Raw genomic sequence first — 9,803 nt, 5'->3', positions numbered from 1 at the left:
TGTGTGGATCGAGGGGGGCCTGGGCGGGATCGGGGTCGGCGTCGGGAACTGAGCACGATGAGATTGTCTGGGTACTCGGGTCTACGTGACTATGGATGCCATGGACCTGCCCGTGATGCCGCCGCTGGAGCCGATGCTGGCCAAGGCGCAGAAGGCGGTTCCTGCTGAGGCAGGCGTGTGGTCGTATGAGCCGAAGTGGGACGGGTTCCGGGCGTTGGTGTTCCGTGACGGCGACGAGGTGGTGCTGCTCTCGCGCAGCGGTAAAGACCTGGCCCGCTACTTCCCTGAGGTTCTCGACGCCGTGCGCGACGAGCTGGCGCCGCGCTGCGTGCTCGACGGAGAGATCGTGGTGCCGCGGAACGTCGGCGGCCGCGTGAGGCTGGACTGGGAGTCGCTGAGCCAGCGGATCCATCCCGCCGAATCGCGCGTCCGGATGCTGTCGGAGCAGACACCGGCGCATTTCATCGGCTTCGACGCCCTCGCCGTCGGCGACTCCTCCCTGCTGAAAGAGCCGTTCCGGACCCGCCGAGATGCCCTGATCGACGCGGTCGAGGAAAAGCAGTGGTGTCACGTCACCCGGACCACCGAGGACCCCGAGCTGGGTACCCGCTGGCTGGAGGACTTCGAGGGCGCCGGGCTGGACGGGGTGATCGCCAAGCGCCTCGACGGCGTCTACTTGCCGGGCAAGCGCGACATGGTGAAGGTCAAACATGCCCGCGATGCCGACTGCGTGGCGATCGGCTATCGAATTCACAAGAGCGGCGAAGGAATCGGCTCGATCCTGCTGGGCCTCTACCGCGATGACGGGGAACTGCAGATGGTGGGCGGCGCTGCGTCGTTCACCGCGAAGGCGCGGCTGTCGCTGCTGGCCGACCTCGAGCCACTGCGCATCGGTGACGACGTCCGGGACGGGGAGCCGAGCCGGTGGAACTCCGCGGCGGACAAGCGCTGGATCCCGGTGCGGCCCGAGCGGGTCTGCGAGGTCGCCTACGACCAGATGGAAGGCGACCGGTTCCGCCATGCCGTGACGTTCCGCCGCTGGCGGCCCGACCGCGACCCGGCCAGCTGCACGTTCGACCAACTCGACGTGCCGGCGACGTACGACCTCTACGACGTTCTGGAGTCCTCCGGGGCGAGCGAAGCGACGGGGGAGGGGAATTGATGTCGAGTCCTGCAACCGAAATCCACGTCGACGGGGTGAAGGTCCGGCTGACCAACCCGGACAAGCCGTACTTCCCGCAGCTGGGCGCCGACGGCACCAAGGGCAAGCTGGTCGAGTACTACCTGTCGGTGGCCGACCAAATGGTCGCGTTGCTGCGCGACCGCCCGGTGCACCTGCAGCGCTTCCCCGACGGTATCGACGGTGAGGAGATCTATCAGAAACGGGTGCCGCAGAAGCATCCCGACTACCTCGAGACCTGCACGGTCACCTTCCCGTCCGGCCGTACCGCCGATGCGCTGAAGATCACCCACCCGTCGGCGATCGCGTGGGCCGCGCAGATGGGTTCGGTGACGCTGCATCCATGGCAGGTGCGCTGTCCCGACACCGAACATCCCGACGAGCTGCGCATCGACCTGGATCCGCAGCCGGGCACCGGCTTCGCCGAGGCGCGCGCCGTGGCGGTCGATGTGCTCAAGCCGCTACTCGACGAGCTCGGATTGGTGGGCTACCCGAAAACCTCGGGCGGGCGCGGCGTGCACGTGTTCCTGCGGATCGCGACCGAGTGGGACTTCATCGCGGTGCGCCGGGCCGGGATCGCGCTGGCTCGCGAGGTGGAGCGGCGCGCGCCCGACGCCGTGACGACGTCGTGGTGGAAGGAGGAGAGGGGGAAGCGGCTGTTCATCGACTACAACCAGAACGCCCGCGACCGCACGTTCGCCTCGGCGTACTCGGTGCGCAAGACGCCGATCGCCACGGTGTCAACACCGCTGACGTGGGACGAGCTACGCACCGCCGATCCCGACGACTACACGATGCGCACCGTGCCCGATTTCGTTGCCGGCCGGCCTGATCCGTGGGCCGACATCGACACCGTGGCGCAGCGCATCGACACGCTGCTAAAGATGGTGGCCGCAGACGAGGAACGCGGCCTGGGTGATCTGCCCTACCCGCCGAGTTACCCGAAGATGCCGGGCGAGCCACCGCGGGTACAGCCGAGCAAGAAGGTCGCGGCGCATTGGGACGACAAGGGAAACCCGATAACGCGGGATTAGCGCCAGACGGGAAGCGGCTACTTGAAGGGGTTGAGATCGCGACCCAGGACGTAGTGAAGGCGTTGAGGCAACGGACGAACCACCGCAGCGGTGAGCTTGTTCACCGTTCCCGGGATGCACACCGGCTTGCCGGCCATCACTGCCTGGTATCCCTCGCGCACGACGTCTTCCGGGTTCTGCCAGAGCAGCCCGGGGAGCCGGTCGGCCGCGTCGCGCGCACCCATGACGTCGTGGAACTCGCTGTGTGTGAAGCCGGGGCAGAGTGCGGTGACGTGGATGCCGTGCGGCTTGAGTTCCATGTCGAGCGACTGGGACATGTGCAGCACGTAGGCCTTGATGCCGGTGTAGAGCAGACCTTCTCCGGGTGGTCCCATGGCCGCCAGGGAGGACAGGTTGACGATGCGGCCCCAGCGGCGCCGCTTCATGCTCGGGATTACCCGGTGGGCGAGTTCTGTTGTGGCGGTGACCATCAATTGGAGTTCAGCTGCGACCGACTCCCAAGGATTCTGCGAAAATTTCGTGCTCGCAGACAGTCCGGCATTGTTGATGAGCACGTCGATAGGGATGTCGATATCGCTCGCGTGCTCGATGATCGCCGATGGGGTGGCGGGGTCGTTGAGGTCGGCGGTGAGAACCTCGCAGCGCCGACCGGTCGTTCGGCGTAGATCGGCGGCGAGTTCTTCGAGGCGCTCGGCACGGCGCGCAACCAGCAGCACGTCGTATCCGTGGGCGGCGAGGTGGCGCGCGAACGCGGCGCCGATGCCGGCGGAAGCACCGGTGATCAGTGCGGCCCGTTGTGGGTCAGTCATGAACAGCCCCTTTCAGATTGGGTGATGTGGTGTCACGCGACGTGCGGGTCAGGTAGTTCTGCAGGTCGAAATTCTTCGTGCGGGCGCGGAATCGGAACGTGAAGGTCGGCCACATCGCTGAATTGCGGCCGTGGGAGTCCAGATACCAGCTCGAGCATCCCCCGGAATTCCACACGGTTCCCTGCAGTGCGTTGTCGATCCAATCGTTGTACGACGCTTGAGCGTCGGGGCGGACGTCGACCGACGCGAGACCCTCGCCGCGCATCGTGGCCAGGGCGGCGGCGAGGTAGGCGGATTGGGATTCGAGCATGTACACGATCGAGCTGTGCCCGAGGTTGGTGTTGGGCCCGTACATCAGGAACAAGTTCGGGAAGCCCGCAACTGTCATGCCCAGATGCGCATTCGGGCTGCCTGCCCAGCGCGCGGCCAGGGTGGCGCCGTCGGCACCGGTCAGCAGGTGCGCCACGGGCGGCTCGGTGGGGGTGAACCCGGTGGCGAAGATGATGGTGTCGACGTCGTGGTGCGTGCCGCTGCCATCGACGACACCGTTATCGGTGACCTTCGCCAGGGCAGTGGTGACCACCTCGACGTCGTCGCGAGAGAGCGTGGGTAGCCAGTCATTGGTGAGCAGGATCCGCTTGCATCCGATGCGGAAATTCGGCGTCAGCGCCGCGCGCAACTTCGGGTCGGGCACCTGGCGGCGCAGTTGAGCTTTCGCGACGAGTTCGACCAGGGGGAGCAGCCACGTCAGGTGCGCCAGCGCTGCGAGGTAGATCTCGCGATAGCCATAGACCAACCCGCGAACCAGCTTCTGCAGAAGTGGAACTCGGCGATACAGGGTCTTCTCGAGGCGGCCCAGCGTGCGGTCCAGCCGGGGCATGACCCACGCGGGGGTCCGTTGGAACACGGTCAAATGAGAGGTCCGGCCGGCGATTTCGGGTACGAACTGCACCGCGGAGGCTCCTGTGCCGATGACGGCGACTCGCTCTCCAGTGAGGTCGTGGTCGTGATTCCAGGTGGCGGAGTGAAACACCGTGCCACCGAAGTCGTTCAGCCCCGGTACGTCGGGCAGCTTCGGCGTGGACAAGGCGCCGGTCGCGGCGACCAGGACCGACGCAGTCAGATCGCCCAGGGAGGTGCGGACTTGCCAGCACTGCCGCTGCGCATCCCAGGATGCGCCGAGTAACTCGCATCCTGTGACGAGGTGACGCCGTAGTCCCGTCTGGTCGGCCACCGAAGTCAGGTAGCGGTGGATCTCGGGCTGGCGGGCGAAGGTGTGGCTCCACTTCGCGCTCGGCGCGAAGGAGAACGAGTACAGCGACGTCGGCACGTCACACGCGCATCCAGGATAGGTGTTGTCGCGCCACGTGCCGCCGACCTCGTCGGCTCGCTCGATGATCAACAGGTCGGCTCCGGGTTCGGCACGCAATACCGCTGTGGCGGCTGCCATTCCGGCGAACCCCGCGCCGACGACCAGGGTGTGCACGGATGCCGGAAGCGCCGGGGTCGTCGAGGACGATGCGCTCATCGGGTGCCACCGCCGACGTGTCGGTCCAAGAAGGTGATCTGATCGGCGACGATCTGTTCGAAGTGCGGATCCAGATAGGGCTCGAAGTGTGAGATGTCGTAGGACCTCACCTCCCCCTTCGGTATGCGGGCCACGATCTTGCGGGCCTTCGCGTAGGGCGTGACGTCGTCCTTCGTGGCGAGTTGCACCAACGTGGGTGCGGCGATCTCGGCGGCGTGTCGCCCGGGTGAATACAGCGGCACGCGCAGTGCGATGCGGGCGGCAACGCTGTTTTCGGCGACGAGTTGCTCGCGCATGTGCTCGGCGGCCTCGCCGCCGGCCATCTCCTCGACGAGTTCATACGCGCCGGGTGAGGTCATCATCGCGAAATCACCGGGCCTGCCGATGGACGTGACTCGGTGCGGTGGCCGTCCGAGCCATGCGCCAACCTGATCGCGCAGTCCTGCAGCGACGAGGCGTGCGACCAACAGGGGGGACTGAGAAAAGGCGGAGGCGGGTCCGGAGACATGGGGCACCTGGACGACGGCGGCTGCGAATTCGTTGTCGCGGGCAGCCAGCGTGAGAACATGGCCACCGCCGAACGAGGAGCCCCATCCCACGACCCGGGTGGTGTCGACGTTGTCCAGGCTCTTGGCGTAGGCGATGGCGGCGCGCCAGTCCGCCTGTTGCTTTGCGATGTCGAGGATGCGACGAGGCTGCCCGTCGCTGGCACCCCAGTGCCGGTAGTCGAAGACCAGGGCGGCGTAGCCGGCCTGGGCGAATCGCGCGGCGTAGGCGTCCAGGCGTAGTTCGCGGAAGGCGGCGAACCCGTGGGCCAGCACGACGATGGGCGGATTCTGGACGCCGGCGGGCCGGTAGAGCCATGCCGCACAGGTCGTGCCCTCGGACGTGAAGGTGACGTCGTGCCGGTCGTAGCGCAGTGGTGGGGTCATGAATATGCCCTCCGTCGAGTATCTTGAATGGCGTTCAACAGAACGTAGCACCGTGTTGAATGGCATTCAACACCGTGTGACGCAGATGGCATCCAGGAGGACGTGATGGCGCAGAAGCGCCCGCAGGCCGCCGAGGAGAAGCGTGCGGAGATCGTGGCAGCAGCCAGGCGCCTGTTCATCGACGCGGGATATGACGCCACCTCGATGAGCCGCCTGGCCAAAGAGGCCGGAGTCGCGCCGAACACCATCTACTGGTACTTCCGGGACAAAGACGAGGTGTTGATCGCGGTGCTCGACGCGGTCATGGGCGACGTGTGGCCGCAGTATGAGGCAATCGCGAGCCAGCCGATTGCGGCACGGCTGCTCTGGGTGGTCGGCCAGCTCACCGAGATGAGCCGCCTTGTCACAACGGTGCACGCCCGCGTCGATCACTCTGCGGCGATCGCCCAATGGCATGAGAACTTCCATGCAATCACCGGGAGCCTGCTTCAGTTCGAGCTGCAGAGCAGAGGAGTCCCTCCGTCGACAGTGGAAGCGGAGGTCATGATCGGCGTCTTCACGGTCGAAGGCCTCCTCATGCACAACCACGACGAAAGTCAGCAGCGAGCCATCATCGACGCTCTGGCCTCGCGCTGGACGACGAACCCGCCAGGACCGTCGCAGCCCGAACGCTGACGACTCGCCCCGGCGCGTTCGGCGGCACGCGAGGCGGTTGCGGAGGGAGTGTGACTCATGTCACTCGTTGCTCTGAGCTCGACTGATGTCGTTTTCAGGGTCGGTTAGTAGGCCAAAGTTGTTTCACTGCACCGTTTGCGGCAACTAACGCTCCCGCAACGATCGCCTCGGCAGATTCGCTGACTCGATCGTGACTAGAGAAGCCTGGTCTGCACTGTGAAAGCCCATTACCGGGATCGACCACGTCGTCTAGGAGAGAACATGAAGAAGCCACTCATTGTCGGAGCGACGGCCTTGACCCTGCTGTTCGGTGGCGCAGGTATTGCCAATGCTGAACCGACACACGCGCCGTCCGCCACGACCCTGGCTCAGAGCGCCCAGAATGGAGATGATGACAACGGCGACAACGGGCTTTGGGGTCTCGCGGGGCTGCTCGGATTGGTCGGCTTGGCCGGCCTGAAGCGACGTAAGGATGCCGACTACCCGGCCAATCGCGGCGGCGGCACGATCACGAACAACCCGCGCATCTGAACATCGGATGCGTGAGCCGGGTCCCCCGCCAGAGGTGTCTTCTGGCGGGGGACTCGTCACGAAACCGCAAGAGCGACAGTGAGTTCGGCGATCCACCGCGGATCCTGGAGGCGCTGCCCGTAGGCGTCTCGCAGCTGCCGCAGCCGATACCGGATCGTCGACGGCGAGACGAACAGGTCGGCTGCCACGTCGTCGCGGCGGCCGTGGTGCAGCAACCAGGACCGCAGCGTCTCGACGAGCCGGTCCCGAGTCCGATCGGGCAGCCCCGCCAACGGGGACAGCACTCGGTCACGCAGATCCGCGAGCGCGTCGGCGTCAGCACCGACGACCAATTCCGGGAGGAACTCGTCGGTATCGAGAACGTCGACGGCGTTCGGGCCGCGCAGCGCCGCGGCCCGCACCGCTCGCCGGACCGACGACCGCGCCGCCTGCCACGACAACGCAGGCCCGACAACGGCATTCGTGGCCGACAACGACGCGAGGAACGGTGGGCGGGCCGTGCCGCCGACATCGCAGACCAGGACGACGCGCTGCCCCGCGGCCACCTCGATGGCATCCTCGGGCACGTTCAGCGTGCGCGGATCGGCGACGATCGCGGTGTGCCGCTGGCTGGGCAGCACCACCGCCGTGAGCGTGCGGGGAGCGAGCCAATTAGCTTCGGCCGCAGCGCGTTCCAGCTCCTCGGTAGGCGCGCCGGTCAGTACGAGGCGTACCAAGCGCTCCCGCTGCCGCTCGCGGTCGAGCCCTGACTTGGCCTGCTCCTCGGCGTAACCGGCCACCCCGGCCGCCGAGATCTGGTCCAGGTAGGCGAAGAACATCTCGGCGAATGCGCTGATCTGGTCTCGGTCGATGCCGTCGCGGACGGCCAGAGAACTCCAGTCGCGCCACAGTTCGCGTGCCCCCACCCGGTAGGCCGCCAGTTGTACCTCGGTGGGTCGGCCGTTGCGGGCCTCACGCCGGCCGAAGCGGTAGGCGGTGTCCAACACCTCCTGCATCGGCACGGCCGTCAGCGGTTCCGTCGATGCGTGCAACTGGTCGAGTAGGGCGCCCAACAGCTGGTCGGCCGACGCATCGATGACGGGCCGCCAGGATTCCTCGGCGGCCGCGGCGAGCGCGGGGACCTCGGCGATCACCGCCAGCACCATGCGGTCGATGAGGTCCGGCAACCCCGCCCGCATGGCGTCCAGCGTGTGCGGCGGCAGTCCGACGATGCGCGTTCCCGGGGTCGGCAGCTCGGACATGCCGACGACTGTACGGAATTGCGCACGCTCGCGTTGACCGCGGCGGACAGTTTCGGCCCGAAAGACTGGCCGGATAGGGCGAGAAATAGCCCACAAAGGTGAAGAAGAATAGGTGCCATGACCATTTCGTCGACCATGCCCGGAAGTGGGACCAGCCGGGAGGACATCTCGCTGCGGCTGCTCAAGGGCTCGGCCAAGAAGTCCTACGAACCCGTCGTCGACATCGACTGGGACGCCCCGCTGGCCGAGGACAAATACTTCGTCCCGCCGCAGATGTCGTCGCTCTATGGCACGCCGCTGTGGGAGCAGATGTCCCAGCAGCAGCGGTTCGAATTGTCCCGGCAGGAGTTCGTCAACTACCTGTCGATGGGGATCTGGTTCGAGAACATGCTCAACCAGTCGTTGCTGCGCGGAATGATCCACTCCTCACCGACGGCGCACACCACGTTCTACGAGCTGACCGAACTGGGTGACGAAGCGCGCCACATGCTGATGTTCGGCAGGGCCATCGAGCGCGTGGGCGTTGAGCCCTTCTGGCCGACGGGGAATGCGGCGCGCCGGGTCAATGCGATGGCCTTCGTGTTCCGCGGCCCGATGCTGTGGATCGCAGCGCTGGTCGGCGAGGAGATCTTCGATGCGTTGCAGCGCAGGATCCTCGAGGACGGCGACGACGTGCAGCCCCTGGTGCAACGCGTGATGCGCATCCACGTCACCGAGGAGGCCCGGCACATCCAGTTCGCCCGCGACGGGATCCGCCGTGACGTCGGCTCGCTGTCGCCCCGTATGCGCTGGCTGCTGGCGAACCTGCACGGTCTCGGCGCCCGCCTCTACCTGCAGAACTTCACCCGGCGCGGCCTCTACCAGCGGGTGGGTCTCGACGGTGCAGAAGCGCAACGGCAAGCGCGCGCCAACCCGCACTTCCACGCCGTCCAGCGAACGGGTTTCGCATCGTTGGGTGACTTCCTCGACGATGTCGGGCTGATGGGGCCGATGGCCCGCCGGATGTGGAAGCGCAGTCACTTCCTGTGATCGATCGCGATGACGTGCAGGGTGGCAGGCCCGGCTACGCCGGACCGGCCAGCCTGGTGGTCGGCGACGTACGCCACGTCGTGCGCGTGCGGTTGACGGGCTCGATCAACCCGTTCGACGGGCACTACCACTGGCAGGGCACTGTGTACGACGCTCCGGCAGAGGTCCGGTCGGGGAGCGCGGCGGCCCGACTGTGCGTCGCCGACGTCGATGTGGCCGCCCGGCTCGTGGAACGCACGGCGGGCGGGCATCTGATGATCAGCGGCACTGGGCGGCCGCCCTTTCCGCTCTGACGACGAGGGCAATCGCGTCGCGCAGTGACCTCAGTCGCTACCCTGCCCAAGTGACCTTCCGCAAACTCCTCGCCGCGCTGGCGATCTTCGGGGTGCTGGCCAGCGGCGTCGGCATCGCGTCGCTGGTGCTGGTCGCCAGGTCCGACGAGCAGCAGGCCTCGGCGCCGCGTCGCACGCCGCCGGCGCCACCACCGCCGTCGGTGCCCACCGTCAAGGAGTTCCTCATCGGGGTCACCGTGACCAACCAGGCGTGTCAGCCGGACGGCCCGTGCGTGTACACCTACACGATCGAACCCAAATACGTTGGGCTGCATCCGTTCCCGGAAACACCGTTCAGCGTGGAGTACGAGGTCACCGGCGGTACCGCGCCGCAGCCGGGCAAGTTCACCGTGCAGGGCGAGAAAGCGGAGATCTTCAAGGACGTGCAGATCGAGGGTCCGCCGGGGGCGCGGCTGTCGGTGAACGTGCTGCGCGTCGTCGAGGAACCACCGCCTCCGCCGCCGCCCCCGGCGGACCCTAGATCTGCACGTCCTTGAAGATCTCCGCTTTCT

The 9,803-nt window shown here is 66.8% G+C and carries 11 protein-coding genes; 7 read left to right on the top strand and 4 right to left on the bottom strand.

Annotation, left to right across the window (positions count from 1 at the left end; translation table 11 throughout):
- Window positions 1-91 precede the first annotated feature (91 nt).
- Window positions 92-1,162 carry an ATP-dependent DNA ligase gene (locus DMB80_RS27330; RefSeq protein WP_162938731.1) on the top strand — a complete coding sequence of 357 codons (1,071 nt, stop codon included), beginning with the start codon at window positions 92-94 and terminating at the stop codon, window positions 1,160-1,162.
- Window positions 1,162-2,214, top strand: coding sequence for a non-homologous end-joining DNA ligase (gene ligD / locus DMB80_RS27325; RefSeq protein ID WP_111512694.1), 1,053 nt, complete (start codon window positions 1,162-1,164; stop codon window positions 2,212-2,214). Before DMB80_RS27330 ends, ligD begins: the two co-directional genes overlap by 1 nt.
- A 17-nt stretch (window positions 2,215-2,231) precedes the next feature.
- Here ligD and DMB80_RS27320 read toward each other — a convergent pair whose 3' ends face one another.
- Genes DMB80_RS27320 through DMB80_RS27310 form a run of 3 tightly spaced genes read right to left on the bottom strand, consistent with a single transcriptional unit; the run spans window position 2,232 to window position 5,483 of the window.
- Window positions 2,232-3,023, bottom strand: coding sequence for an SDR family NAD(P)-dependent oxidoreductase (locus DMB80_RS27320; protein WP_111512693.1), 792 nt, complete (start codon window positions 3,021-3,023; stop codon window positions 2,232-2,234).
- Window positions 3,016-4,551: a flavin-containing monooxygenase gene (locus tag DMB80_RS27315; protein ID WP_111512692.1), complete on the bottom strand. Its 1,536-nt coding sequence runs from the start codon at window positions 4,549-4,551 to the stop codon at window positions 3,016-3,018. Before DMB80_RS27315 ends, DMB80_RS27320 begins: the two co-directional genes overlap by 8 nt.
- The gene (locus DMB80_RS27310) at window positions 4,548-5,483 is read right to left on the bottom strand and encodes an alpha/beta hydrolase (RefSeq protein WP_111512691.1); all 936 of its coding nucleotides are present in this window, start codon (window positions 5,481-5,483) and stop codon (window positions 4,548-4,550) included. The genes DMB80_RS27315 and DMB80_RS27310 overlap by 4 nt, the downstream gene beginning before the upstream one ends.
- 105 nt (window positions 5,484-5,588) lie before the next feature.
- Here DMB80_RS27310 and DMB80_RS27305 point away from each other — a divergent pair, with 105 nt between their 5' ends.
- The gene (locus tag DMB80_RS27305) at window positions 5,589-6,158 is read left to right on the top strand and encodes a TetR/AcrR family transcriptional regulator (RefSeq protein ID WP_111512690.1); all 570 of its coding nucleotides are present in this window, start codon (window positions 5,589-5,591) and stop codon (window positions 6,156-6,158) included.
- A gap of 261 nt (window positions 6,159-6,419) precedes the next feature.
- Window positions 6,420-6,689, top strand: a complete 270-nt coding sequence (locus DMB80_RS27300; protein ID WP_111512689.1) for a WGxxGxxG family protein — start codon at window positions 6,420-6,422, stop codon at window positions 6,687-6,689.
- A gap of 56 nt (window positions 6,690-6,745) precedes the next feature.
- Here the strand turns inward: DMB80_RS27300 and DMB80_RS27295 are convergent, their stop codons facing one another.
- The gene (locus tag DMB80_RS27295) at window positions 6,746-7,930 is read right to left on the bottom strand and encodes a PucR-like N-terminal domain-containing protein (RefSeq protein ID WP_111512688.1); all 1,185 of its coding nucleotides are present in this window, start codon (window positions 7,928-7,930) and stop codon (window positions 6,746-6,748) included.
- 117 nt (window positions 7,931-8,047) lie between these two features.
- Here DMB80_RS27295 and DMB80_RS27290 point away from each other — a divergent pair, with 117 nt between their 5' ends.
- The 3 genes from DMB80_RS27290 to DMB80_RS27280 are packed head-to-tail and all read left to right on the top strand — an operon-like array spanning window position 8,048 to window position 9,788.
- Window positions 8,048-8,959, top strand: coding sequence for an AurF N-oxygenase family protein (locus tag DMB80_RS27290; RefSeq protein WP_048422542.1), 912 nt, complete (start codon window positions 8,048-8,050; stop codon window positions 8,957-8,959).
- Window positions 8,956-9,252: a DUF4873 domain-containing protein gene (locus DMB80_RS27285; protein ID WP_240431417.1), complete on the top strand. Its 297-nt coding sequence runs from the start codon at window positions 8,956-8,958 to the stop codon at window positions 9,250-9,252. The genes DMB80_RS27290 and DMB80_RS27285 overlap by 4 nt, the downstream gene beginning before the upstream one ends.
- A gap of 50 nt (window positions 9,253-9,302) precedes the next feature.
- Window positions 9,303-9,788, top strand: coding sequence for a hypothetical protein (locus DMB80_RS27280; protein WP_111512687.1), 486 nt, complete (start codon window positions 9,303-9,305; stop codon window positions 9,786-9,788).
- Window positions 9,789-9,803: the final 15 nt, after the last annotated feature.

Source organism: Mycobacterium kyogaense (genome assembly GCF_003254575.1).
GTDB classification, from domain to species: domain Bacteria; phylum Actinomycetota; class Actinomycetes; order Mycobacteriales; family Mycobacteriaceae; genus Mycobacterium; species Mycobacterium kyogaense.
This window is presented reverse-complemented; position numbering and strand designations above follow the sequence as displayed.